This is a genomic window from Streptomyces sp. NPDC001599, assembly GCF_042893535.1.
Classification (GTDB): Bacteria; Actinomycetota; Actinomycetes; order Streptomycetales; family Streptomycetaceae; genus Streptomyces.
This window is the reverse complement of sequence record NZ_JBIAVA010000002.1, coordinates 285,800-311,955: the sequence shown is the minus strand read 5'-3', so window position 1 is coordinate 311,955 and position 26,156 is coordinate 285,800. Positions and strand designations below refer to the sequence as shown.

Here is a 26,156-nt window from a genome sequence, read left to right as displayed (position 1 = left end):
CAGCCGATCGCACACCGGCCGGTGGTGCGCAAGAGCGCCTTACCGGCCATCCGGCCCGGTCCGGTTCGTGTACGGAACACCCGTCCGGTTAGGCTCATGACATGCATGCCTGGCCCGCTTCCGAGGTCCCCGCCCTGCCTGGTCAGGGCCGCGACCTGAGGATCCACGACACCGCGACCGGCGGCCTCGTCACCCTCGACCCCGGTCCCGTCGCCCGTATCTACGTCTGCGGCATCACGCCGTACGACGCCACCCACATGGGTCACGCGGCGACCTACAACGCGTTCGACCTCGTGCAGCGCGTGTGGCTCGACACCAAGCGGCAGGTCCACTACGTCCAGAACGTCACCGACGTGGACGACCCGCTCCTGGAGCGGGCCGTGCGCGACGGGGTCGACTGGACCGCCCTCGCCGAGCAGGAGACCGCCCTCTTCCGCGAGGACATGACGGCGCTGCGGATGCTCCCGCCCCAGCACTACATAGGCGCCGTCGAGGCCATACCCGGCATCGTCCCGCTCGTCGAGCGGCTGCGTGACGCCGGCGCGGCCTACGAGTTGGAGGGCGACGTCTACTTCTCCGTCGAGGCGGACCCGCACTTCGGCGGCGTCTCCCACCTCGACGCCGCCACCATGCGGCTGCTCTCCGCCGAGCGCGGCGGCGACCCCGACCGGCCCGGCAAGAAGAACCCGCTCGACCCGATGCTGTGGATGGCCGCCCGCGAGGGCGAGCCCAGCTGGGACGGCGGCACCCTCGGTCGCGGGCGCCCCGGCTGGCACATCGAGTGCGTCGCCATCGCCCTCGACCACCTCGGCATGGGCTTCGACGTCCAGGGCGGCGGCTCCGACCTGGCCTTCCCGCACCACGAGATGGGCGCCTCGCACGCCCAGGCCCTCACCGGCGAGTTCCCCATGGCCAAGGCGTACGTGCACGCCGGAATGGTCGGTCTCGACGGCGAGAAGATGTCCAAGTCCAAGGGCAACCTGGTCTTCGTGTCGCAGCTGCGCCGCGAGGGCGTCGATCCGGCCGCCATCCGGCTCACGCTGCTCGCCCACCACTACCGCTCCGACTGGGAGTGGACCGACCAGGTTCTCGAGGACGCCCTCGAACGCCTCGACCGCTGGCGCGCCGCCGTCTCCCGCCCCGACGGCCCGCCCGCCGAGGCCCTGGTGGCGCAGATCCGCGAGGCCCTCGCGAACGACCTGGACTCCCCGGCCGCCCTGGCGGCGGTCGACCGCTGGGCCGCCCTTCAGCAGGCGACCGGCGGAACGGACATCGGCGCCCCGGGCGTGGTCTCCCGCGCGGTGGACGCCCTGCTGGGCGTGGCCCTGTAGAAGCTCCGTCGCCCCAGCTGTGGGCAGTCGTGCCTCCCCCCAGTGCCTGAACGGCCTGGGAGGTACCCCCAGGGCGGCACGGGTGGGCACAGCGGCACCTGGCAAGCGCCGGTTCGCATCCCCCGCAGCGACCCCGGCCGAAACGACTGAGGGCCGAACGACTGAGGGCCGAACGACTGAGGGCCGAACGACTGAAGGCCGAAACGACTGAGGGGCGCTCCCACCAGGGAAGCGCCCCTCACCCACATCCGATCGGGCTCAGTCCTCCGAGGACTCCTCGTCGTCCCCGCCCGCCTTCGGCGGCCGCGGCGGCCGAGTCCGCCCGCTCGGGTTGTCCCGCAGGAACGGCGTGCCGGTCGGCCCGTCGCCCCCGTCCGCCGTGGCATGCCCACCAGGGCCCCCGGGACCCGGCCCGGACCCGTCCCTGCGCCGCAGATACCGCTCGAACTCCCGCGCGATGGCCTCGCCCGACGCCTCCGGCAGCTCCGCCGTGTCCCGGGCCTCCTCCAGTGACTGCACGTACTCGGCGACCTCGGTGTCCTCCGCGGCCAACTGGTCCACGCCCACCTGCCAGGCACGCGCGTCCTCGGGCAGCTCGCCCAGCGGCACCCGCACGCCGATCAGGTCCTCCAGCCGGTTCAGCAGGGCCAGCGTGGCCTTCGGGTTCGGCGGCTGCGAGACGTAGTGCGGCACCGCCGCCCACAGCGACACCGCCGGCACGCCCGCATGCGTGCACGCCTCCTGGAGAATGCCGACGATGCCCGTGGGCCCCTCGTACTTGGTCTCCTCCAGGTCCATGCGCCGCGCCAGGTCGGCGTCCGACGTGGTCCCGCTGATCGGGACCGGACGGGTGTGCGGCGTGTCGCCCAGCAGGGCGCCCAGGACGACCACCAGCTCGACGCCCAGCTCGTGGGCGAAGCCGAGCAGCTCGTTGCAGAACGAGCGCCAGCGCATGGACGGTTCGATGCCGCGGACGAGTACGAGGTCGCGCGGTTTGTCGCCGCCGACCCGGACCACCGACAGCCTGGTCGTCGGCCAGGTGATCTTGCGGACGCCGTCCTCCATGAACACCGTGGGACGGTTGACCTGGAAGTCGTAGTAGTCCTCGGCGTCCAGCGCCGCGAACACCTCGCCCTTCCACTCCCTGTCGAGATGCGCGACCGCGGTGGAGGCGGCGTCACCGGCATCGTTCCAGCCCTCGAACGCGGCCACCATGACCGGGTCGACCAGCTCGGGAACCCCCTCGAGCTCGATCACCCAGCGCCTCCTTCCGACGTGCCCTCGCGTACCCCCCAACCTTACGGCGTGCCGAGGGGCCGCCCGCAGCCCCTGTGCACGGGGCAGTGAACGGATCACTGCCCCGTCCCCGGGGTCCGGACACCCGCCGCGCGGTGCGGAAACGCGGGCCCTACTTCTTGTCCAGCACGTCCTGGACCTGCGCGCGGACGTCGTCCGTGGCCAGGCCGCGGATCGTCAGCGTCGTACGGCGGCGCAGCACGTCGTCCGCCGTCTCGGCCCACTCGTTGTCCCGGGCCCACACGACCTGCGCCCAGATCTCGGGGGCGTCCGGGTGGACGCGCTGCCCCAGCTCGGGGCTCTCGTTGGCGAGCCGGGCGATGTCGAAGGCGAGCGAGCCGTAGTGCGTGGCCAGGTGCCTGGCGGTGTCGGCCGCCATGCGCGGGCCGGGCGCCGAACCGTCCACCAGCAGCCGGTGGGCGACCGCGCGCGGGTTGGCGACGCCGGGCAGCGGCAGCTTCTTCGGCAGCGAAGCGATCGGCTCGAAGTCGTCGCCCAGCGGGTGGCCCGGCAGCGCCTCCAGCTTCTTCATCACCGTACGGCCGATGTGGCGGAAGGTGGTCCACTTGCCGCCGGCGACGGACAGCATGCCGCCCCGGCCCTCGGTCACCACCGTCTCCCGCTTGGCCTTCGCCGTGTCGCCGGGACCGCCCGGCAGCACGCGCAGCCCCGCGAAGGAGTACGTGATGAGGTCCCGGTCGAGCTGCTGGTCGCGGATGGAGAACGCGGCCTCGTCCAGGATCTGGGCTATGTCCTTGTCGTTGACCGCGACGTCCGCCGGGTCGCCCTCGAACTCCTCGTCGGTGGTGCCGAGCAGCAGCATGTCCTCCCAGGGGAGGGCGAAGGTGATCCGGTACTTGTCGATCGGGGTGGCCAGCGCGGCCTTCCACGGTGCGGTGCGCTTGAGCACCAGGTGCGCGCCCTTGGACAGGCGGATCGACGGCGCCGCGGCCGGGTCCTCCATGCGGCGCAGGTGGTCGACCCACGGGCCGGTGGCGTTGAGCACCAGCCGGGCGTTCACCCCGAACTCGTCGCCGGACAGCCGGTCCTTCAGCTCCGCGCCGGTCACCCGGCCGTTGGTGAAGCGCAGGCCCGTCACCTCGGCGTGGTTGAGGACCACCGCGCCGGACTCGACCGCCGCGCGGACGGTCATCAGCGCCATGCGGGCGTCGTTCATCTGGTCGTCGCCGTACACGGCCACGGCCTTCAGGTTGTCGGTGCGCAGCTCGGGCACGTCCTGCGCGGCCTTGGCCGGGGAGAGCAGGTGGCCGACGCCGTCGCCGAAGGCGGACAGCGCCGAGTACGCGAAGACGCCGGCCCCGAGCTTCGCCGCGCCGTGCGGCCCGCCCTTGTACACGGGGAGGTAGAAGGTGAGCGGGTTCGCCAGGTGGGGGGCCACCTGGCGGGAGACCGCACGGCGTTCGAAGTGGTTCTCCGCCACCAGCTTCACCGCGCCGGTCTGCAGGTAGCGCAGTCCGCCGTGGAGCAGCTTGGAGGAGGCTGAGGAGGTGGCGCCGGCGAAGTCACCGGCGTCGACCACGGCCACCCTGAGGCCGGACTGCGCGGCGTGCCAGGCGGTGGAGATGCCCAGGATGCCGCCGCCGATCACGAGAAGGTCGTACGACGCCTTGGAGAGCTGCTCCCGGGTCTCGGCCCGGCTCGGGTTGGAGCCGGAGGCCGGGTGCGTACCCAGGGCAGGCACGGACTGCAGGGTGGACTGAGTGGTCATGGTGGTTCTTACTCCTCGTCCTCGAGCCAGCCCATGGTCCGCTCGACGGCCTTGAGCCAGCTCTTGTACTCACGGTCGCGGGTGTCCGCGTCCATGCGGGGGGTCCACTCGGCGGCCCGCCGCCAGTTGGCGCGCAGGTCGTCGGTGCTGTTCCAGAAGCCGACGGCGAGACCGGCGGCGTAGGCGGCGCCGAGGCAGGTGGTCTCGGCGACCATCGGGCGCACCACGGGGGCGTCCACGAAGTCGGCGAGGGTCTGCATCAGCAGGTTGTTGGAGGTCATGCCGCCGTCGACCTTGAGGGCGGTCAGCTCCACGCCGGAGTCCTTCGTCATGGCGTCCGCGATCTCCCGCGTCTGCCAGGCGGTGGCCTCCAGGACGGCGCGCGCGAGGTGCGCCTTGGTCACGTACCGGGTGAGGCCGGCGATCACACCGCGGGCGTCGGAGCGCCAGTACGGGGCGAACAGGCCGGAGAAGGCCGGCACGAAGTAGGCGCCGCCGTTGTCCTCGACGGTCAGGGCGAGGGTCTCGATCTCGGCGGCGGTGGAGATCAGGCCCATCTGGTCGCGCATCCACTGCACCAGCGAACCGGTGACGGCGATCGAGCCCTCCAGGGCGTAGACCGTGTCCTGGTCGCCGATCTTGTAGCCGACGGTGGTGAGCAGGCCCGAGTAGGAGTTGATGAGCTTGTCACCGGTGTTCATCACCATGAAGGTGCCGGTGCCGTACGTCGACTTCGTCTCGCCCTCGGAGAAGCAGGTCTGGCCGAACAGGGCCGCCTGCTGGTCGCCGAGCGCGGAGGCGACCGGGATGCCGCCGAGCAGCTCGCCGAGGCGGCCGCCGGTGATCTCGCCGTACACCTCGGCGGAGGAGCGGATCTCGGGGAGCATCTGCATCGGCACGCCGATCGACTCGGCGATCTTCTCGTCCCACGCCATGGTGTGCAGGTTCATCAGCATGGTGCGGGAGGCGTTGGTGACGTCGGTGACGTGCTTGCCGCCGTTCACCCCGCCGGTCAGGTTCCAGATGACCCAGGTGTCCATGGTGCCGAAGAGCAGGTCGCCCGCCTCGGCGCGGTCGCGCAGACCGTCGACGTTGTCGAGCAGCCAGCGGGCCTTGGGGCCCGCGAAGTAGGAGGCCAGGGGCAGGCCGGTCTCGCGGCGGAAGCGGTCCTGGCCGACGTTGCGGCCGAGCTCCTTGCACAGGGCGTCGGTGCGGGTGTCCTGCCAGACGATGGCGTTGTGGACGGGCTCACCGGTGTTCTTGTCCCAGACGAGGGTGGTCTCGCGCTGGTTGGTGATGCCGATGGCCTTGATGTCGTCGCGGGTGATGCCGGCCTTCTCGACGGCTCCGGCGACGACCTCCTGGACGTTGGTCCAGATCTCGGTGGCGTCGTGCTCGACCCAGCCCGGCTTGGGGAAGATCTGCTCGTGCTCCTTCTGGTCGACGGAGACGATGCGCCCGTCGCGGTCGAAGACGATGCAGCGCGAGGAGGTGGTGCCCTGGTCGATCGCGGCGATGAAGGGGCCTGCGGTGTGGGAGTCGGTCACTGTGTACTCCTGGGGTTCCGTGGTGGGTGGCGGTGGCCGGTGTGTACGGCGCGTGGTCTGCGGCTCGATGATCGCCGAGCGGGGGCCCGCTCAGGCGAACGCGACGTTGTAGACACCTCCGGCGATCGCACCGCCGATCAGCGGACCGACGACCGGGATCCAGGCGTAGGACCAGTCGGAGCCGCCCTTGTTGGGCAGGGGCAGCAGGGCGTGCACGATGCGCGGGCCGAGGTCGCGGACCGGGTTGATCGCGTATCCCGTCGGGCCGCCGAGCGACAGGCCGATGGAGACCACGACGAAGCCGGTGATCAGGGCGCCCAGGATGCCGAGGCCGTTGCCCTCGTCGTTCAGGCCCTGGGTGAGGATGGCGAGCAGCAGCACGAAGGTGCCGATGATCTCGGTGGCGAGGTTCTGGACCGTGTGCCGGATCTCGGGGCCGGTGGAGAAGACGCCCAGGACCGGGCCGGCGCCCTTCTCCTGCGCCTCGACGGACTTGGCCGTCGTGTCCTGCGCGCCGGGGCCGCCGACGATCTCGCGGTCGGTGAGGTGGGCCTGGAACTGGCCGTAGTAGGCGATCCAGACCAGGACCGCGCCGATCATGGCGCCGAGGAGCTGACCCGCGAAGTAGGTCGGGGTGTTGCTCCAGTCGCCGTCCTTGATCGCGATGCCGACGGTCACGGCCGGGTTGAGGTGGGCGCCGGAGAGCGGACCCGATATGTACGCCGCCGTCATGACCGCGAAACCCCACCCGAAGGCGATGGCGAGCCAGCCGGCGTTGCGGGCCTTGGAGGCCTTGAGCGTGACGGCGGCACACACGCCGCCGCCGAGCAGGATGAGCAGGGCGGTACCGATGGTCTCGCCGATGAAGATGTCGGAGCTGGACACCCGCGACTCCTTTGTCCTTCGTCCAGGGAAAGCCGAACCCCGGGTCCCTCCGGGTGTTCCGGCGCCCTCGGTGTGAGAGCGATGGCGGCCCTTGGCACTGTGGACACTCTAACGCGTATTGCCGGTAGGTGTTCGACAATGCCGACCGATGGACGCGAGTCTCGTTCGACGTCACGCGCGCGTCAAGAGCTGTGTTATCGAAAGCACGATCGTTATTGATCGTCGTGGGCTATCGATCTCCCGCCCGGCCGTCCCGCGGGAACACCGAAGGCCGGAACACCTTCGGTGTCCCGGCCCCGTGTCGGCCCGTGTCGGCCCGTGTCGGCTCGCGCCGGCCCGTGGGTGCCCTAGAACCGCCCGGCACCCAGGTCCCGCGACACCGCGCGGGCGCAGTCCCGCACCGCCGCGACCAGCTCGGGCCGCAGCTCGCCCTCCCGGCACAGCCGCTCCACGGCCCCGGTGATGCCGACCGCGCCGACCGGCATCCGCCGGCGGTCGTGGATGGGGGCGGCGATGGAGGCGATGCCCTCCCAGGTCTCCTCGACGTCGGCGGCGTACCCACGCGCGCGCGTGATGTCCAGGACGTGCTCGAAGCTGTCCGGCTCGCACACGGTCCGGTCCGTGAACGCCTTGCGGTCGGCCTCCAGCGCCTCGCTGTGCGCGACCGGGTCGTACGCCGACAGCACCTTGCCGAGCGCCGTGGAGTGCAGCGGCTGCATGGCCCCGATCTCCAGGACCTGCCGGCTGTCGTCGGGCCGGAAGACGTGGTGCACGATCAGGACGCCCTGCTGGTGCAGGACCCCGAGGTGGACGCTCTCGCCGCTGGAGCGGGCCAGGTCGTCGGTCCACACCAGGGCGCGGGCCCGCAGTTCGTGCACGTCAAGGTAGGTCGTGCCCAGGCGCAGCAGCTCGGCGCCCAGCTGGTAGCGCCCGGAGGCGTCGTCCTGCTCCACGAACCCCTCCTGCTGGAGGGTGCGCAGGATGCCGTGCGCGGTGCCTTTGGCCAGACCCAGCGACGAGGCGATGTCCGACAGGCCGAGCCGCCGCTCGCCGCCCGCGAGCAGGCGCAGCATGGCGGCCGCCCGCTCGAGCGACTGGATGTTCCGTGCCATCGACGTACTGCCTCCGTCCCCTTCGACTGCCGACCTCGGCGTCGCTGACGTCGTTCGGCAATGCCGAACACTACCGGTCCATGCCGACCTCCCGCCAATGGTCGGCGGGCAACTGTTGCACTTCGGCCACCTCCCGGTGACCGCGGACTTCCGCACGAGTCGCGTGCACCGCGCACGCGCACCGGGCGCGGATCACCGCCGGAGCGGGACGTTCCGGGCAGGGGAAGCTCGTCCGTTCGGCGGGTATTCGCCCCGCCATCCTCGTCCGTCTCGTGGACGCCCTGACCATCGGCCTCCGGTCCCGGCTACCCTGACGGCGTGCGTTCTCCCCGGGGACGTCCGCGACGGGCGGCACCGGGCAGAGGCAAAGCCGACAGCCGTCGCATCCTAGGGAGCCCTTTCATGGCCTCGTCGCCATCCACCCCGCCCGCCGACACCCGCACCCGCGTGTCCGCCCTCCGAGAGGCCCTCGCCACCCGCGTGGTGGTCGCCGACGGCGCCATGGGCACCATGCTCCAGGCCCAGAACCCCACGCTGGACGACTTCCAGCAGCTGGAGGGGTGCAACGAGGTCCTGAACCTGACCCGCCCCGACATCGTGCGTTCGGTGCACGAGGAGTACTTCGCGGCGGGTGTCGACTGCGTCGAGACCAACACCTTCGGCGCCAACCACTCCGCCCTCGGCGAGTACGACATCCCCGAGCGCGTCCACGAACTGTCCGAGGCCGGCGCACGCGTCGCCCGCGAGGTCGCCGACGAGTTCGGCGCCCGCGACGGCCGGCAGCGCTGGGTGCTGGGCTCCATGGGCCCCGGCACCAAGCTCCCCACCCTCGGCCACGCCCCGTACACCGTCCTGCGCGACGCCTACCAGCGCAACGCCGAGGGCCTGGTCGCGGGCGGCGCGGACGCACTGCTGGTGGAGACCACGCAGGACCTGCTCCAGACCAAGGCCTCCGTGCTCGGCGCCCGGCGCGCCCTGGACGCCCTGGGCCTCGACCTGCCGCTCATCGTGTCCGTCACCGTCGAGACCACCGGCACCATGCTGCTCGGCTCGGAGATCGGCGCCGCGCTCACCGCGCTGGAGCCGCTCGGCATCGACATGATCGGCCTGAACTGCGCCACCGGACCCGCCGAGATGAGCGAGCACCTGCGCTACCTCGCCCGGCACTCCCGCATCCCGCTGACCTGCATGCCCAACGCCGGTCTGCCCGTCCTCGGCAAGGACGGCGCCCACTACCCGCTGACCGCCCCCGAGCTGGCCGACGCGCACGAGACCTTCGTCCGCGAGTACGGCCTGTCCCTGGTCGGCGGCTGCTGCGGCACGACCCCCGAGCACCTGCGCCAGGTCGTCGAGCGGGTCCGGGACACCGCCCCCACCGCACGCGACCCGCGCCCCGAGCCCGGCGCCGCCTCGCTCTACCAGACCGTGCCCTTCCGCCAGGACACCTCCTACCTGGCCATCGGCGAGCGCACCAATGCCAACGGTTCGAAGAAGTTCCGCGAGGCCATGCTGGACGGCCGCTGGGACGACTGCGTCGAGATGGCCCGCGACCAGATCCGCGAAGGCGCGCACATGCTCGACCTCTGCGTCGACTACGTCGGCCGGGACGGCGTCGCCGACATGGAGGAACTGGCCGGACGGTTCGCCACCGCCTCCACGCTGCCGATCGTGCTGGACTCCACCGAGGTCGACGTCATCCGGGCCGGCCTGGAGAAGCTCGGCGGCCGCGCGGTGATCAACTCGGTCAACTACGAGGACGGCGCCGGCCCCGAGTCCCGGTTCGCGCGCGTCACGAAGCTCGCGCGCGAGCACGGCGCCGCGCTGATCGCGCTGACCATCGACGAGGTGGGACAGGCCCGCACCGCCGAGAAGAAGGTCGAGATCGCCGAACGGCTCATCGACGACCTCACCGGCAACTGGGGCATCCACGAGTCCGACATCCTCGTCGACTGCCTGACCTTCACCATCTGCACCGGCCAGGAGGAGTCCCGGGGGGACGGCCTGGCCACCATCGAGGGCATCCGGGAACTCAAGCGGCGCCACCCGGACGTGCAGACCACGCTCGGCCTGTCGAACATCTCCTTCGGCCTCAACCCGGCCGCCCGCATCCTGCTCAACTCCGTCTTCCTCGACGAATGCGTCAAGGCAGGCCTGGACTCGGCCATCGTGCACGCGAGCAAGATCCTGCCGATCGCCCGCTTCGACGAGGAGCAGGTCACCACCGCCCTCGACCTGATCTACGACCGCCGCCGCGAGGGCTACGATCCCCTGCAAAAGCTCATGGAGCTCTTCGAGGGTGCCACCGCCAAGTCGCTGAAGGCCTCCAAGGCCGAGGAGCTGGCCGCCCTCCCGCTGGAGGAACGCCTCAAGCGCCGCATCATCGACGGCGAGAAGAACGGCCTGGAGCAGGACCTGGACGAGGCCCTCCGGGAGCGTCCGGCGCTCGACATCGTCAACGACACCCTGCTCGACGGCATGAAGGTCGTCGGCGAGCTGTTCGGCTCCGGTCAGATGCAGCTGCCGTTCGTGCTCCAGTCCGCCGAGGTCATGAAGACCGCGGTGGCCCACCTGGAGCCGCACATGGAGAAGACCGACGACGACGGCAAGGGCACCATCGTGCTGGCCACGGTCCGCGGCGACGTCCACGACATCGGCAAGAACCTCGTCGACATCATCCTGTCCAACAACGGCTACAACGTCGTCAACCTCGGCATCAAGCAGCCCGTCTCCGCGATCCTGGAGGCCGCCGACGAGCACAGGGCCGACGTCATCGGCATGTCCGGTCTCCTCGTCAAGTCCACGGTGATCATGAAGGAGAACCTGGAGGAGCTCAACCAGCGCAAGCTGGCCGCCGACTACCCCGTCATCCTCGGCGGCGCCGCCCTCACCAGGGCCTACGTCGAACAGGACCTCCACGAGATCTACGACGGCGAGGTCCGCTACGCCCGCGACGCCTTCGAAGGCCTGCGCCTGATGGACGCCCTCATCGGCATCAAACGCGGCGTACCCGGCGCCAAGCTGCCGGAACTGAAGCAGCGCCGCGTGCGGGCCGCCACCGTCGAGATCGACGAGCGTCCCGAGGAAGGGCACGTCCGCTCCGACGTCGCCACCGACAACCCGGTGCCCACGCCGCCCTTCCGCGGCACCCGCGTCGTCAAGGGCATCCAGCTCAAGGAGTACGCCTCCTGGCTCGACGAGGGCGCCCTCTTCAAGGGCCAGTGGGGCCTCAAGCAGGCCCGCACCGGCGAGGGACCCTCCTACGAGGAACTCGTCGAGTCCGAGGGCCGGCCGCGGCTGCGCGGTCTCCTCGACCGGCTCCAGACGGACAATTTGCTGGAGGCGGCCGTCGTCTACGGCTACTTCCCCTGCGTCTCCAAGGACGACGACCTGATCGTCCTCGACGACGACGGCAACGAACGCACCCGCTTCACCTTCCCCCGCCAGCGCCGCGGCCGGCGCCTGTGCCTGGCCGACTTCTTCCGCCCGGAGGAGTCCGGCGAGATCGACGTCGTCGGCTTCCAGGTCGTCACCGTCGGCTCCCGCATCGGCGAGGAGACGGCCCGGATGTTCGAGGCCAACGCCTACCGCGACTACCTCGAACTGCACGGCCTGTCCGTACAGCTCGCCGAGGCCCTCGCCGAGTACTGGCACGCGCGCGTACGCTCCGAACTCGGCTTCGCCGGGGAGGACCCGGCCGAGATGGAGGACATGTTCGCCCTGAAGTACCGGGGCGCCCGCTTCTCCCTCGGCTACGGAGCCTGCCCCGACCTGGAGGACCGCGCCAAGATCGCCGCCCTCCTCGAGCCGGAGCGCATCGGCGTCCACCTCTCCGAGGAGTTCCAGCTCCACCCCGAGCAGTCCACCGACGCCATCGTCATCCACCACCCGGAGGCCAAGTACTTCAACGCCCGCTGAGGCCCCGCAGGGCCTCCCGGGTCTCACCAGGCGTTCGCGCCCCGCACGACGTACACTGGTCGGTCCACCGCAGGCCGGCTCCCTTCGTGGGAGCCGGCCTGATCGTCCCTCAAGGAGGTACGTGGATGACCAGCACGGTCCCCGCGCTCGGAACCCGTACGGCCGAGGGCTCCGCCCTGCAGGCGGTGCTCCTCGACATGGACGGCACCCTGGTGGACACCGAGGGCTTCTGGTGGGACGTCGAGCTGGAGGTCTTCGCCTCCCTCGGCCACACCCTGGACGACTCCTGGCGCCACGTCGTGGTCGGCGGCCCCATGACCCGCAGCGCGGGCTTCCTCATCGAGGCCACCGGCGCCGACATCACCCTCGCCGAGCTCAGCGTCCTGCTCAACGACGGCTTCGAGCAGCGCATCGGCCGTGACCTGCCGCTCATGCCCGGCGCCGCCCGGCTGCTCGCCGAGCTGTCCGCGCACGAGATCCCCACGGCCCTGGTCTCCGCCTCGCACCGCCGCATCATCGACCGCGTACTCACCTCGCTCGGTCCCCAGCACTTCGCCCTGACCGTCGCCGGGGACGAGGTGCCGCGCACCAAGCCGCACCCCGACCCCTACCTGGCCGCCGCGGCCGGACTCGGCGTGGACCCGGCCCGGTGCGCCGTCGTGGAGGACACCGCGACCGGTGTCGCCGCCGCGGAGTCCGCCGGCTGCCACGTCGTGGCGGTGCCCTCGGTCGCCCCCATCACCCCGGCCGCCCGGCGCACGGTGGTCGCCTCCCTGGAAGAGGTCGACCTGACATTTCTGCGCGGTCTGATGACCCGAATGCACTAGCCGTTCACCAAGCGTGCGGCGGCGTTGGCGCGGCAATTCCGGGAAGGGCCGCGCGGCGCGACCCGACGGATGTTCACCGACCATTTCCACCGCCCCGGATGGCCGAATTCCAGCAGCGGCGGCCGAAGACCAGCTGTGATGTTCGCCACGCGAACAGGGGTCGACAGCGGGGATCAGGTGTGCTGCTTCCGGCCTGGCGAACGTTGTCGAGGAGCCTTTGTGTCCTGATTGGTGAAACCCTGCACGAATCCTTCCACTGTCGGGTTTTCGGTGTGTCCACACCCGGTTTCGCTCCGTGATGAGCCCTCAACTCCGGTGGCTGCGAGGACCCGTGCGGGCGCGGACTAATCTCGTCGCGAGAACATCGGCCACTACCCCCGTGATCCGCCGCGACACCCCTGCATGCCGGATACACGGACCGACAGCTCTGGAGAAACTCGAGCATGAACCGCAAGACTTTGGTGCTGCCGGCCGTCGTCGGCCTGCTCGCGCCGGTGCTCGCCGCCTGCGGAGGATCGGACAGCGGCAGCGGCGACGGGGACGCGATCGCGGTCGGCACCACGGACGGGTTCAGCGTCTCGAAAGAGATCACCGCGCCCTTCGACCCGGCGTACGCCTACGACGTCGGTGCCTGGAACATCATGCGCCAGACCTCGCAGACGCTGATGGTGCTGCCCCGCGGTGACGGCGAACCCGTGCCCGAGGCCGCGCAGCAGTGCGGATTCACGGACACCGGCAACGAGCGCTACGCCTGCACCCTGCGAGACGGCCTGCAGTTCGCCAACGGCGACCCCGTCACCGCGGAGGACGTGAAGTACTCCATCGAGCGCGTCCGGAAGATCGACGCCGACACCGAGGTCGCCTCCATCCTCTCCACGGTCGACACCGTCGAGACGAAGGGCGACCGCGAGGTCATCTTCCACCTCAACACCGCCGACGCCACCTTCCCGTTCAAGCTGTCCACACCGGTCGCCGGCATCGTCAACCCGAAGGACTACGAGAAGGACAAGCTGCGTGACGGCTTCGAGCTGACCGGCTCGGGCCCGTACACGATGAAGGCCGAGGTCAAGGGCGAGGAGATGACCAAGGCCGTGTTCACCAAGAACCCCAATTACAAGGGGAGTCTCAAGGTGAACAACGACAAGGTCGAACTCGTGTCCTTCGCCGACGCCGAGACCATGGGCGACGCCATCGACAAGGGCGACATCGACGTGATGACCCGCGCGATGACGCCGGAACAGGTCCAGAGCCTCTCCAAGGCCACGGACGGCGACGTCGACCTCGTCGAGGTGGCCGGTCTCGAAATCCGCTACCTCGCCTTCAACACGGACGCGTCGACGGTCAAGGACAAGGCCGTCCGCACGGCGATGGCCCAGCTCATCAACCGCAGCGAACTCGTCTCCGCGGTCTACGGATCCCAGGCCGAACCGCTGTACTCGATGGTCCCGGCCGGCATCACCGGCCACTCCAACTCGTTCTTCAACAAGTACGGCGACCCCAGCGTCGCCAAGGCGAAGGCGATGCTGGAGGACGCGGACATCACCACGCCGGTCAAGCTGACGCTGGACTACACGACGGACCACTACGGCGCCGCGACCAAGCCGGAGTTCGAGCAGCTCCAGAAGCAGCTGAACGACAGCGGTCTGTTCGACGTCGACATCAAGGGCACGCCCTGGGAGAAGTTCCACAAGGCGGAGCGGGCGCGCGAGTACGACGTCTTCGGCATGGGCTGGTTCCCCGACTTCCCGGACGCGGACAGCTTCATCGCGCCGTTCCTCGACAAGAAGAACACCCTCAACATCCCGTACTCCAACGCGGACATCATCAACAACCTGATCCCCGCCTCCCGCGGCGAGGCCGACCGGCTCTCCGCGGTGGACACCCTCACCGAGATCCAGGACATCACCGCCAAGGACGTCCCGCTGATCCCGCTCTGGCAGGGCAAGCAGTACGTCGCCACCCGCGACGACGTCACCGGCACGGCCTACCTCCTCAACTCCTCCTCCTCGCTCCAGCTGTGGGAGCTGGGCCGGGGCGTGAGCGGCTGACGCCGGCACCGGACAAGCCCGAAGGGCGCCCTCTTCCCGTCCGGAAGAGGGCGCCCTTCGCGTGGTGCACCGGCCGCGGAGCGCGCCCGTGTGCGGAGCGCGGCTACTGCGCGCCGGGACGCACCAGACCGCTCTCGTACGCGTACACCGCCGCCTGCACCCGGTCCCGCAGGCCCAGCTTGGTCAGCACATGCCCCACGTGGGTCTTGACGGTGGTCTCGCTGACGAACAGATCCGCGGCGATCTCCGCGTTGGACAGCCCGCGGGCCACCAGCTTCAGCACCTCGACCTCACGGTCCGTGAGCGTGTGCAGGGTGTCCGGCACCGGCTCGTCCCCGGAGGGCAGGTGCGTGGCGTACTTGTCGAGCAGCCGCCGGGTGATGCTCGGCGCGAGCATCGCCTCGCCGTTCGCCACCACGCGGATCGCCTGCACCAGTTCGTTGGCCGGGGCGTCCTTGAGCAGAAAACCGCTGGCGCCCGCCTTCAGTGCCTCCACCACGTACTCGTCCAGGTCGAAGGTGGTCAGCACCAGCACCTTCGCCGGACCGTCCCGCTCCGGCCCGGTGATCTGCCGGGTCGCCTCCACACCGTCCATCCGCGGCATGCGGATGTCCATCAGCACCACATCGGGCTGCAGCGCCCGCACCTGGTCGAGCGCCTGGAGGCCGTCTCCGGCCTCGCCGACGACCGCGAGGTCCTGCTCCGCCTCCAGAATCATCCGGAAGCCCGTGCGCAGCAGCGGCTGGTCGTCGACCAGTAGGACGCGGATGGCCACGTAAGTCTCCTTCTCGCTAGTCCGGCCCCATTCTGCCCTGCCCGACGGCGCCGGAGTCGGGCGCCCTCACCGGCAGCGGGTAGGGCGGGGGAGTGCCGCCGAACTCCGGACAGTGCGCCTGGTGGTCGCACCAGCCGCACAGCTTCGTGGGACGCGGCCGCCAGTCACCCGTCTCGGTCGCCAGCCGGATCGCCTCCCACAGCGCCAGCAGCTTGCGCTCGACCCGCTCCAGGTCCGCCAGGACGGGGTCGTAGGTGAGCACGTCGCCGCTGCCGAGATAGACCAGCTGGAGGCGCCGCGGGACGACCTTCTTCAGCCGCCACACCACCAGCGCGTAGAACTTCATCTGGAACAGCGCGCCCTCCGCGTACTGCGGCCGGGGCGCCTTGCCCGTCTTGTAGTCGACGATCCGCACCTCGCCGGTGGGGGCCACGTCCACCCGGTCGATGATGCCGCGCAGCCGCAGCCCGGAGTCCAGCTCGGCCTCGACGAACAGCTCCCGCTCGGCGGGCTCCAGCCGGCTCGGGTCCTCCAGGCTGAACCAGCGCTCGACGAGCCGCTCCGCCTCGGAGAGCCACCGCGCCAGCCGCTCGCCCTCCGGGTCGTCCGCGAACAGCTCACCGACCTCCGGCCTGCTCTCCCGCAGCCGGTCCCACTGACCGGGGACCAGTGCCCTCGCCGTCGGCGCGGTGCGCTCGGCCGCCGGGGCGTCGAAGAGCCGCTCCAGCACCGCGTGCACCAGGGTGCCCCTGGTCGCCGCCTCGCTGGGCTTCTCCGGCAGCCGGTCGATGACCCGGAACCGGTACAGCAGCGGGCACTGCATGAAGTCACCGGCCCGGGAGGGCGAGAGCGAGGTGGGCGCTGTCGCCGCAGGTGCGGGCGGGGCGGCCACGACCGCCGTCTCCGGCGCCGGAGTCCCCGGCACCACCGCCGCGTCCGCCACCGCCGCCGCCGGCCGGACTGGTCCGCCGGTGTCCTCCGCGACATCCTCGGTACTCGTCTCCATGCCCCCAGACCTTACGGCCGGCCACTGACAACGACCCAGTCCGCAGGCGTGACCCGTGTGACGGATGGGAAGCAGAGGGGTGCCGGAGCGGAACGGGCGGCGACGGACGCATACCATCGACACGAGACCCTCCCGTCCGCAGGCGGGAGACGCTTCGAACGAGGGGACACCGTGGACGTGAGCGGCGGGAGCGGGCAGCCGCGGTCCGGCAACGACGAGTCGGCCGAGCCCCAGGCACATCCCACGGCCCCGGCCGCCGGTCCCACCGACTCCGCAGACCCGGGACCCACCGGTCCGACGACCACGGGCCCCGAGAAGCGCGGGGCCGAAACCCGGGACTCCGAAACCCCGGGCGCCGAAACCCCGGGCCGCGAGGCCCCTGACTCCCGGACGCCGGATTCGCGGGAGCCGACGCCCCCCGGGCCGGGGGAGGCCCCCGGGGGACACCCCGCCGTACCAGGCGAGCCCGGCCGGGGCGCCCCGGATGCCGTGACCGGGCGGCAACCGGAGCCGAGTGACGGTGGCCGGCGCGACACGGACGCCCGGCCCCCATCGCCGTTGGACGGCGACCGCCCCTCCGAAGCCCCCCAGGCCCCCGAAGCCCCCCACGCCCCCCAGGCCCCCGAAGCCCCAGAGCCCCCCAGGCGCCCCGAACCGGCCGCAGGCCCCCGGCACGCCGCTCACGGCACCGGTGCCCCGCACCACCCCCGCGCCGAGGCCCACACCGAGGGCGCGGGCGGGCCGGGCAAGCCGCCGCAGCGCCGACCGGAACCCGGGGGCGGGCTGCTCATGGGCCGGCCCTTCGGCGTGCCCGTGTACGTCGCCCCCAGCTGGTTCCTGGTCGCCATCCTGATCACCTGGGTGTTCGGCGGCCAGCTCGACCGCGTACTGCCCGAGCTGGGCGCCGCCCGCTACCTGGTCTCCCTCTTCTTCGCCGTCGCCTTCTACGCCTCCGTCCTCGTCCACGAACTCGCCCACACCGTCGCCGCACTCCGCTTCAAGCTCCCCGTCCGCCGCATCCAGCTCCAGTTCTTCGGCGGCGTCTCCGAGATCGAGAAGGAAGCAGAGACCCCCGGCCGCGAATTCGTCCTGGCCTTCGTCGGCCCCCTTCTCTCCCTCGTCCTGTCCGGCGTCTTCTACGCCGCCCTGCTGCCCGTGGAGCCCGACAGCGTCGCCGGCGTGCTGCTGGCCGGCCTGATGGTCTCCAACCTCATCGTGGCCGTCTTCAACCTGCTGCCCGGCCTCCCCCTCGACGGCGGCCGCATGCTCCGCGCCGTCGTCTGGAAGCTCACCGGCAAACCCATGAGCGGAACGATCGCCGCCGCCTGGGTCGGCCGCGCCCTCGCCATCGCCGTACTGATCGGCCTGCCGCTGCTCACCCAGTCCCTCGGCAGCGACGCCGCGGACGACGTCGGCATGGACACCGTCATGGACGCCCTGCTCGCCGCCATCCTCGCCGCGATCATCTGGACCGGCGCCGGAAACAGCCTCCGCATGGCCCGCCTGCGCGAACACCTCCCAGAACTGCGCGCCCGCGCCCTCACCCGCCGCGCGGTCCCCGTCCAGGCCGACACCCCCCTCTCCGAGGCCCTGCGCCGCGCCAACGCCTCCGGCGCCCGCGCCCTGGTCGTCGTCGACGGCGAAGGCACCCCCGCCTCCCTGGTCCGGGAGGCCGCCATCGTCGGCGTACCCGAGCACCGCCGCCCCTGGGTACCGGTCAGCACCCTCGCCCAGGACCTCACCGACGGCATGCGCGTCTCCGCCGAACTGTCCGGGGAGGAACTCCTGGACGCCCTGCGCGCCAACCCGGCCACCGAATACCTCGTCGTCGAGGAGACCGGCGAGATCTACGGCGTCCTGTCCGCGGCCGACGTGGAACGCGCCTTCGTCAAGGCCATGGCCCGCCCCTCCTGAGCACCCCTGCCCCAAAGCGGTGGTCGGAGGCCCGGCCGGGGACCGGTAGGCTGGTCACATGTCCGAACCGACCGGTGCCGCCCGCAGGCGCGGGCCCTTCAAGGTCGGGGACCAGGTTCAGCTGACCGACCCCAAGGGCCGCCACTACACGTTCACGCTCGAGGCCGGGAAGAACTTCCACACCCACAAGGGTTCCTTCCCCCACGACGAACTGATCGGTGCTCCCGAGGGCAGCGTCGTCCGCACCACCGGGAACGTCGCCTACCTCGCGCTGCGCCCCCTGCTCCCCGACTACGTCCTTTCCATGCCCCGAGGGGCAGCCGTCGTCTACCCGAAGGACGCGGGGCAGATCCTCGCCTTCGCCGACATCTTCCCCGGCGCACGCGTCGTGGAGGCCGGTGTGGGCTCCGGCTCCCTCAGCAGCTTCCTGCTGCGCGCCATCGGCGACCACGGCATGCTGCACTCCTACGAGCGCCGCGAGGACTTCGCCGAGATCGCCCAGCAGAACGTCCAGCGCTACTTCGGCGGCCCGCACCCCGCCTGGCAGCTCACCGTCGGCGACCTCCAGGACAACCTGTCCGACACCGACGTCGACCGCGTCATCCTCGACATGCTCGCCCCGTGGGAGTGCCTTGACGTCGTCAAGAAGGCACTCGTGCCCGGCGGCATCCTGTGCTGCTACGTCGCCACCACCACCCAGCTCGCCCGGACCGTCGAGTCCATCCGCGAGATCGGCTGCTTCAACGAGCCGACCTCCTGGGAGACGATGATCCGCAACTGGCACGTGGAGGGCCTCGCCGTCCGTCCCGACCACCGGATGATCGGCCACACCGGCTTCCTGCTCACCGCCCGCCGCCTCGCCGACGGCGTCGAGCCGCCCATGCGCCGCCGCCGCCCCGCCAAGGGTGCCTACGGCGACGACTACGACGGCCCCAACGCCGGCGGAGGCTCCGGCCGCTGAGGCGGCCCCGTGCCGCGTACAACGTACAGACGCCGTGGTGCAGTTCCGGGACATGGCCGGAACCGCACCACGGCGTCGACGCGTTGACGGCGACCACCCGACGGGACGAGAGCCCGCACGGAAATCGGAACGCATACCCACCCCGCCGTTCCCCCGCACTGTGACGTGTGGCACGATGCTGGCCACCCCCACCGGCACAGCCCTCACAGGAGACACTCCTCGTGCAGCACCCCGCCGTTCCGGATCTCTCGCACACCCACACCCGGCCGATCCACTGGGTCGCCACCGCCACGGCCGTCGCGGGCGTGGTCGCCCTGTCCTCGGTCCTCCAGCCCGACGCCGCCACGGCCGCCCAGAGCGCCGACAAGGCCGCGGCCTCCGGACCGAAGAGCGCCCCCGCCCACATCGCGCCGCCCGACCCGGCCACCGTGGCCTTCCCCCTGGAATGCGGCCCCGTCAAGGCCCTGGTGCACAAGAAGGCCTCCGGCGACCTCGACGGCGACGGCCGCCCCGAAACCGTGGCCGCCGTGCACTGCGACGCACCCATGGGCACCCCGCCCGACGGCGTGTACGTCATCACACGGGACACCGACGGCGGCAAGCCCCGAGTCGTGGCCACCCTCGTGGATCCCAAGGACCGCCGCACGGCCACCGAACTCTCGGTGCGCGACGGCGTCGTCCGCGCCAAGCTCCTCGGCTACTCCTCGCCCGACGTGCCCAGTTGCTGCCCCGACGTGACCGACGACGTGAAGTGGCAGTGGAAGAACGGCGCGTTCGTCAGCGACACGCCCTCACAGGCACGCACCGTGTGACCGGCGCCCCCGGGACAGACGGTGTGACGCACCAGACAGCAGTCACGGAACGTACGCGCCAAGTCACATTTTGGTCACTCTGAGTCCGGGCCGTAGACCTCGGCCCTGTCCGAAACGCGACGCACGTGGATGCACTCGCCCGGACACTCCTTCGCCGAGTCCACCACATCCGTGAGAAGCGTCAGCGGCACGGGCGTTGTCGCCCCCGGGGCCTGCAGAAGCTCGTCGTCCGCGCCCTTCACGTAGGCCAGACCGTCGATGTCCAGCTCGAACAACTCGGGCGCGTACTGCGCACAGATGCCGTCGCCGGTACACAGGTCCTGGTCGATCCAGACCTCCAGAGCCTCGCCGTCGACAACGGCCTCCTGCTGCACGCTCATCTCTCCTGCCGTTTCCTGCGCCGAGCCGTTCGGGAATCCGGCCAGCTCTGACGGGTGTTGAACACTTCGACCCTACCCCCGCCGGGGTTCCCCCCACGTTCCGTGGGTATTCCCCTGGCGTGAGGGAGAGCGCAAGGGTGAAGATCGGACACACCCCGACAGTCTTTGTGATCTAGGGGTTTCAATCGACACCCACCCAGGTAGGGTCTGGAAGCGTCCAGCTCCCCTTGGAGGAGGTGAGGACCGTGGCAGCCCACGACGACGACATGAACCGCGGCATCCGCCCGGGACGCGGGTCCGAGGACCCGGCCGGGCAGGTGGCCTACCTTGAGCAGGAGATCGCCGTCCTGCGACGCAAGCTCGCCGAATCTCCGCGACACACGAGAATTCTCGAAGAGCGGATCGTCGAACTGCAGACCAACCTGGCCGGCGTGTCCGCCCAGAACGAACGACTCGCCGGCACACTCCGCGAGGCCCGCGACCAGATCGTGGCCCTCAAGGAAGAAGTCGACCGGCTGGCCCAGCCGCCCGCCGGCTTCGGCGTCTTCCTGCAGGCCAACGAGGACGGCACCGCCGACATCTTCACCGGCGGCCGCAAACTCCGGGTGAACGTCAGCCCGAGCGTCGAGCTCGACGAGCTGAGGCGCGGCCAGGAAGTGATGCTCAACGAAGCACTCAACGTGGTCGAGGCCATGGAGTACGAGAGCGTCGGCGACATCGTCACCCTCAAGGAGATCCTCGAGGACGGCGAGCGCGCCCTGGTACTCGGCCACACCGACGAGGAAAGGGTGGTACGGCTCGCCGAACCCCTGCGCGGACTCACCATCCGCCCCGGCGACGCCCTCCTGCTCGAACCCCGCTCCGGCTATGTCTACGAGGTCGTCCCCAAGAGCGAGGTCGAAGAACTCGTCCTCGAAGAGGTCCCCGACATCGGCTACGAGCAGATCGGTGGCCTCGGCGGACAGATCGAAGCCATCCGCGACGCGGTCGAGCTCCCCTATCTCTACCCCGACCTCTTCCGGGAGCACGAGCTGCGTCCGCCCAAGGGCGTCCTGCTCTACGGGCCCCCCGGATGCGGCAAGACGCTCATCGCCAAGGCCGTCGCCAACTCGCTGGCCAAGAAGGTCGCCGAGGTCACCGGCCAGGCCGCCGGCAAGAGCTTCTTCCTCAACATCAAGGGCCCCGAGCTCCTCAACAAATACGTCGGCGAGACGGAGCGGCAGATCCGCCTCGTCTTCCAGCGGGCCCGCGAGAAGGCCAGCGAGGGCACCCCCGTCATCGTCTTCTTCGACGAGATGGAATCCCTCTTCCGCACCCGCGGCTCCGGCGTCAGCTCGGACGTGGAGAACACCATCGTCCCCCAGCTCCTCGCCGAGATCGACGGCGTGGAAGGCCTGCAGAACGTGGTCGTCATCGGCGCCTCCAACCGCGAGGACATGATCGACCCCGCCATCCTGCGGCCCGGCCGGCTCGACGTGAAGATCAAGATCGAACGTCCGGACGCCGAAGCGGCCAAGGACATCTTCGGCAAGTACCTCACCGAACGCCTCCCCCTCCACTCCGACGACCTCGCGGAGCACGAGAAGGACAAGGCCGCCACCGTCTCCAGCATGATCCAGACCGCGGTGGAACAGATGTACGCCGAATCCGAGGAAAACCGCTTCCTGGAAGTCACCTACGCCAACGGCGACAAGGAAGTCCTCTACTTCAAGGACTTCAATTCCGGCGCCATGATCGAGAACATCGTGGGCCGCGCCAAGAAAATGGCGATCAAGGACTTCCTCGACAAGAACCAGAAGGGACTCCGCGTCTCCCACCTCCTCCAGGCCTGCGTGGACGAGTTCAAGGAGAACGAGGACCTGCCCAACACCACCAACCCCGACGACTGGGCCCGCATCTCCGGAAAGAAGGGCGAACGGATCGTGTACATCCGTACGCTCGTCACCGGAAAACAGGGCGCGGACACCGGACGCTCCATCGACACGGTGGCGAACACCGGTCAGTACCTGTAAAACGCGGGGCGGCTGCGGGTGCCCACACCGGGTACCCGCAGCCGACTGTTTTCCGGAGCCCCGGCTGGAGCAAGGCAATGACGCAAATGATCTCCCCGCCAGCGCAAAGGCGTTCTAGGCTCTTCCATACCGCCGAGTCGCGCAGTGCGGGGACGGGCACCGCACACGCATCGGAGCGCCAGCGGTACTTGAGCGGCGCCCACTACGGGCGCCGCCGGGCAAGGAGGGCCGCATGACCGTACGGCGAGTAATGGGCATCGAGACGGAGTACGGAATCTCCGTCCCCGGCCACCCCAACGCCAATGCCATGCTCACCTCGTCCCAGATCGTCAACGCCTACGCGGCGGCGATGCACCGGGCCCGCCGGGCCCGCTGGGACTTCGAGGAGGAGAACCCGCTCCGGGACGCGCGAGGCTTCGACCTCGCCCGTGAGGCCGCCGACAACAGCCAGCTCACCGACGAGGACATCGGCCTCGCCAACGTCATCCTCACCAACGGAGCACGGCTCTACGTCGACCACGCCCACCCCGAATACAGCGCTCCGGAAGTCACCAACCCGCGCGACGCCGTCCTGTGGGACAAGGCCGGCGAACGCATCATGGCCGAGGCCGCCGAACGCGCCGCCCAGCTGCCCGGCGCCCAGCCCATCCACCTCTACAAGAACAACACCGACAACAAGGGCGCCTCCTACGGCACGCACGAGAACTACCTGATGAAGCGGGAAACCGCCTTCTCGGACATCGTGCGCCACCTGACGCCCTTCTTCGTCTCCCGCCAGGTCTTCACCGGCGCCGGTCGCGTCGGCATCGGCCAGGACGGCCACGAACACGGCTTCCAGCTCAGCCAGCGCGCCGACTACTTCGAGGTCGAGGTCGGTCTGGAGACGACACTCAAGCGCCCCATCATCAACACCCGCGACGAACCGCACGCGGACGCCGAGAAGTGGCGCCGGCTGCACGTGATCATCGGCGACGCGAACCTGTCGGAGATCTCGACCTACCTGAAACTGGGCACGACGGCCCTGGTCCTGTCCATGATCGAAGACGGCTTCATCGCCGTCGACCTCGCCGTCGACCAGCCCGTACGCACCCTCCACCAGGTCTCGCACGACCCCACGCTCAAGCACCTCGTCACCCTGCGCAGCGGCCGCACACTGACCGCCGTCCAGCTCCAGATGGAGTACTACGAGCTGGCCCGCAAATACGTCGAGGAGCGGTACGGCGCGGACGCCGACGACCAGACCAAGGACGTCCTCGGCCGCTGGGAGGACACCCTCAACCGGCTCGAGAACGACCCGATGAGCCTCGCCGGCGAGCTGGACTGGGTCGCCAAGCGGGAGCTCATGGAGGGCTACCGCCGCCGCGACAACCTCGACTGGGACGCCGCCCGGCTGCACCTCGTAGACCTCCAGTACGCCGACGTACGGCCCGACAAGGGCCTCTACAACCGCCTGGTGGACCGCGGCCGCATCAAGCGCCTGCTGGACGAGAACGAGGTCGAGCGGGCCCGTACGAAGCCGCCGGAGGACACCAGGGCCTACTTCCGCGGGCGCTGCCTGGAGCAGTACGCGGACGACGTCGCGGCGGCCTCCTGGGACTCGGTGATCTTCGATCTGCCGGGCCGGGACTCGCTCCAGCGGGTGCCAACCCTGGAACCGCTTCGCGGAACGCGTAATCACGTCAAGGAGCTCCTGGACCGCTGCCGCACGGCGGAAGACCTGGTCAGGGTCCTGGCCGGCGGGTGAGCGACCCGAGCGGGTACCGGGGAGTAAGCAGCCGGACAGGGTGGAATATCCCAGGTCCGGGAACCATGGAGATGGTCCCCGTACGTTGGAGGAAGTGCGGGGCCGATGTCGGACCAGATCTGTAGGGTCTGATCTTGACCGAGCAACTGTGTCGGGCGAACCGAGCGGGGTGAGGGTTATGGCGACCAAGGACACCGGCGGCGGGCAGCAGAAGGCCACGCGGTCCACCGAGGAGGTCGAGGAGCAGGCGCAGGACGCGCAGGCATCCGAGGACCTCAAGGAACGCCAGGAAAAGCTGAACGACGACGTGGACTCCGTCCTGGACGAGATCGATGATGTGCTCGAGGAGAACGCAGAGGATTTCGTTCGCTCATTTGTTCAAAAAGGCGGCGAGTAGCCTTCGAAATGAAGGTTACAGCGGGGGGTTCGCTTGTCGATCGAAGAATCGGGTAGGCGTTGCTCGCGGTGTAAGGACCACAAGCCGCGGGCAGCGTTTGCACGGAACAAGGCGATGCGCGACGGGTTGCAGGCCTACTGCCGAGAGTGCGCTGCGGCCTATCACCAAGAACGCCAGGTGGCCAAGGGGCGCAACGTCCGCCCGCGAGTGGAGGTGCCCGAGGGGCACAAGCTCTGCCGGACGTGCGGAGAGATCAAACTCCACAGCGAGTGGACCCGGAATCGCACAGCTTCCGATGGTCTGGCGACACTCTGCAAGTCCTGCAAAGCGGCGCAGGGCCGAGCAGGCCACCTGAAGCGCCAGTACGGCATCACTGAAGCAGATCGCGATGCCCTGATCGCAAGCCAAGGCGGCGTCTGCTGCATATGTCTTGCCGCCCCCGCCGCACATGTGGATCACTGCCACGAGACGGGTAGGGTCCGTGGCGTACTGTGCTTCAGCTGCAACGCTGCGCTGGGGCAGTTCAAGGACCGGCCCGATGCCATAAGGCGGGCTGCCGCTTACGTGGAAGGAATCGCGTGGAAGCCAACACTCGTAGCACCGGGCGTCTACCAGCTGCCTTCCTGACGCCTGGCTCGTCCTCCTTCATGGACTTCCTCGGTGAGCACCAGCCGGAGATGCTCCCGGGCAACCGGCAGCTGCCGCCGGTGCAGGGCGTCATCGAGGCACCGCACGGCACCACCATCGTGGCGGTCACGTTCCCCGGCGGTGTCGTCCTCGCCGGTGACCGGCGGGCCACCATGGGCAACATGATCGCCCAGCGGGACATCGAGAAGGTCTTCCCGGCCGACGAGTACTCGGCGGTGGGCATCGCCGGCACGGCGGGTCTGGCCGTGGAGATGGTGAAGCTGTTCCAGCTGGAGCTGGAGCACTTCGAGAAGGTCGAGGGCGCGCAGCTGTCCCTGGAGGGCAAGGCGAACCGCCTGTCGACGATGATCCGGTCCAACCTGGGCATGGCGATGCAGGGGCTGGCCGTGGTGCCGCTGTTCGCCGGGTACGACGTGGACCGGGGCAGGGGCCGCATCTTCTCGTACGACGTGACGGGCGGCCGGTCCGAGGAGCGGCACTTCGCGACCACGGGTTCGGGCTCGGTCTTCGCGCGGGGTGCGATGAAGAAGCTGTTCCGTGACGACCTGACCGAGGAGCAGGCGACGACGCTCGTGGTGCAGGCGCTGTACGACGCGGCTGACGACGACTCGGCGACCGGTGGTCCCGATGTCGCCCGCCGGATCTATCCGATCATCACTGTGATCACCGAGGACGGTTTCCGCCGGCTCGGTGAGGACGAGGCCGCGGAGCTGGCCGGCTCGGTGCTGCAGGCCCGGCTGGAGCAGCCCGACGGTCCGCGGGCCGCGCTGCTGTAGCGGGGCGCGGGTCTTCGTTGTCAGGTGGTCCAGTGATTTCG

The 26,156-nt window shown here is 70.1% G+C and carries 20 protein-coding genes; 12 read left to right on the top strand and 8 right to left on the bottom strand.

What is annotated here, in order from left to right; genetic code table 11:
* The first annotated feature begins 101 nt into the window (after positions 1-101).
* Positions 102-1,331: a cysteine--1-D-myo-inosityl 2-amino-2-deoxy-alpha-D-glucopyranoside ligase gene (gene mshC, locus ACFYZ3_RS06045; protein WP_388514277.1), complete on the top strand. Its 1,230-nt coding sequence runs from the start codon at positions 102-104 to the stop codon at positions 1,329-1,331.
* A 258-nt stretch (positions 1,332-1,589) separates the two neighbouring features.
* Here the strand turns inward: mshC and parJ are convergent, their stop codons facing one another.
* The 5 genes from parJ to ACFYZ3_RS06020 form a co-directional block, all read right to left on the bottom strand.
* On the bottom strand, positions 1,590-2,588 hold the full coding sequence (gene parJ, locus ACFYZ3_RS06040) for a filament polymerization regulator ParJ (protein WP_361010496.1): 999 nt from the start codon (positions 2,586-2,588) through the stop codon (positions 1,590-1,592).
* A gap of 151 nt (positions 2,589-2,739) precedes the next feature.
* Complete coding sequence (locus ACFYZ3_RS06035) at positions 2,740-4,356, bottom strand: glycerol-3-phosphate dehydrogenase/oxidase (RefSeq protein WP_361010498.1); 1,617 nt, start codon at positions 4,354-4,356, stop codon at positions 2,740-2,742.
* Between the two features lie 8 nt (positions 4,357-4,364).
* Positions 4,365-5,903, bottom strand: a complete 1,539-nt coding sequence (gene glpK, locus ACFYZ3_RS06030) for a glycerol kinase GlpK (RefSeq protein ID WP_388514274.1) — start codon at positions 5,901-5,903, stop codon at positions 4,365-4,367.
* A gap of 90 nt (positions 5,904-5,993) precedes the next feature.
* A complete protein-coding gene (locus ACFYZ3_RS06025) occupies positions 5,994-6,788 on the bottom strand; it encodes an MIP/aquaporin family protein (RefSeq protein WP_153180633.1) in 795 nt (264 codons plus the stop codon).
* Positions 6,789-7,135: 347 nt separating this feature from the next.
* On the bottom strand, positions 7,136-7,900 hold the full coding sequence (locus tag ACFYZ3_RS06020) for an IclR family transcriptional regulator (RefSeq protein WP_003977167.1): 765 nt from the start codon (positions 7,898-7,900) through the stop codon (positions 7,136-7,138).
* A gap of 402 nt (positions 7,901-8,302) precedes the next feature.
* Between ACFYZ3_RS06020 and metH the strand changes: the two genes are divergently transcribed.
* The 3 genes from metH (at position 8,303) to ACFYZ3_RS06005 (ending at position 14,690) form a co-directional block, all read left to right on the top strand.
* Positions 8,303-11,815 carry a methionine synthase gene (metH, locus tag ACFYZ3_RS06015; RefSeq protein ID WP_388514273.1) on the top strand — a complete coding sequence of 1,171 codons (3,513 nt, stop codon included), beginning with the start codon at positions 8,303-8,305 and terminating at the stop codon, positions 11,813-11,815.
* Positions 11,816-11,940: 125 nt separating this feature from the next.
* The gene (locus ACFYZ3_RS06010) at positions 11,941-12,642 is read left to right on the top strand and encodes an HAD family hydrolase (protein WP_388514272.1); all 702 of its coding nucleotides are present in this window, start codon (positions 11,941-11,943) and stop codon (positions 12,640-12,642) included.
* A 443-nt stretch (positions 12,643-13,085) separates the two neighbouring features.
* The gene (locus ACFYZ3_RS06005) at positions 13,086-14,690 is read left to right on the top strand and encodes an ABC transporter substrate-binding protein (RefSeq protein ID WP_388514270.1); all 1,605 of its coding nucleotides are present in this window, start codon (positions 13,086-13,088) and stop codon (positions 14,688-14,690) included.
* Between the two features lie 103 nt (positions 14,691-14,793).
* On the opposite strand, the gene ACFYZ3_RS06000 is transcribed toward ACFYZ3_RS06005, so the two are convergent.
* Complete coding sequence (locus tag ACFYZ3_RS06000; RefSeq protein ID WP_003977171.1) at positions 14,794-15,465, bottom strand: response regulator transcription factor; 672 nt, start codon at positions 15,463-15,465, stop codon at positions 14,794-14,796.
* 16 nt (positions 15,466-15,481) lie between these two features.
* The gene (locus ACFYZ3_RS05995) at positions 15,482-16,471 is read right to left on the bottom strand and encodes a RecB family exonuclease (protein WP_388514269.1); all 990 of its coding nucleotides are present in this window, start codon (positions 16,469-16,471) and stop codon (positions 15,482-15,484) included.
* 171 nt (positions 16,472-16,642) lie between these two features.
* Between ACFYZ3_RS05995 and ACFYZ3_RS05990 the strand changes: the two genes are divergently transcribed.
* The 3 genes from ACFYZ3_RS05990 to ACFYZ3_RS05980 all read left to right on the top strand — a co-directional run bounded on the left by ACFYZ3_RS05990 (position 16,643) and on the right by ACFYZ3_RS05980 (position 20,158).
* A complete protein-coding gene (locus tag ACFYZ3_RS05990; RefSeq protein ID WP_388514268.1) occupies positions 16,643-18,385 on the top strand; it encodes a site-2 protease family protein in 1,743 nt (580 codons plus the stop codon).
* 58 nt (positions 18,386-18,443) lie between these two features.
* The gene (locus ACFYZ3_RS05985; protein WP_388514267.1) at positions 18,444-19,346 is read left to right on the top strand and encodes a tRNA (adenine-N1)-methyltransferase; all 903 of its coding nucleotides are present in this window, start codon (positions 18,444-18,446) and stop codon (positions 19,344-19,346) included.
* A 221-nt stretch (positions 19,347-19,567) separates the two neighbouring features.
* The gene (locus ACFYZ3_RS05980; RefSeq protein ID WP_388514266.1) at positions 19,568-20,158 is read left to right on the top strand and encodes a hypothetical protein; all 591 of its coding nucleotides are present in this window, start codon (positions 19,568-19,570) and stop codon (positions 20,156-20,158) included.
* A gap of 74 nt (positions 20,159-20,232) precedes the next feature.
* Here the strand turns inward: ACFYZ3_RS05980 and ACFYZ3_RS05975 are convergent, their stop codons facing one another.
* On the bottom strand, positions 20,233-20,538 hold the full coding sequence (locus tag ACFYZ3_RS05975; protein WP_388514265.1) for a ferredoxin: 306 nt from the start codon (positions 20,536-20,538) through the stop codon (positions 20,233-20,235).
* Between the two features lie 245 nt (positions 20,539-20,783).
* Between ACFYZ3_RS05975 and arc the strand changes: the two genes are divergently transcribed.
* The 5 genes from arc (at position 20,784) to prcB (ending at position 26,115) form a co-directional block, all read left to right on the top strand.
* Positions 20,784-22,550 (top strand): proteasome ATPase, encoded by a 1,767-nt coding sequence (gene arc / locus ACFYZ3_RS05970; protein ID WP_127893094.1) that lies wholly within the window; start codon positions 20,784-20,786, stop codon positions 22,548-22,550.
* A gap of 232 nt (positions 22,551-22,782) precedes the next feature.
* Complete coding sequence (gene dop, locus ACFYZ3_RS05965; RefSeq protein ID WP_345742412.1) at positions 22,783-24,294, top strand: depupylase/deamidase Dop; 1,512 nt, start codon at positions 22,783-22,785, stop codon at positions 24,292-24,294.
* Positions 24,295-24,472: 178 nt separating this feature from the next.
* On the top strand, positions 24,473-24,691 hold the full coding sequence (locus ACFYZ3_RS05960; protein ID WP_043374843.1) for a ubiquitin-like protein Pup: 219 nt from the start codon (positions 24,473-24,475) through the stop codon (positions 24,689-24,691).
* Between the two features lie 33 nt (positions 24,692-24,724).
* Complete coding sequence (locus ACFYZ3_RS05955; protein ID WP_388514264.1) at positions 24,725-25,318, top strand: endonuclease VII domain-containing protein; 594 nt, start codon at positions 24,725-24,727, stop codon at positions 25,316-25,318.
* Entirely contained in the window at positions 25,270-26,115 is an 846-nt protein-coding gene (gene prcB / locus ACFYZ3_RS05950) for a proteasome subunit beta (RefSeq protein ID WP_003977182.1), read from the top strand. The genes ACFYZ3_RS05955 and prcB overlap by 49 nt, the downstream gene beginning before the upstream one ends.
* Positions 26,116-26,156 lie beyond the last annotated feature (41 nt).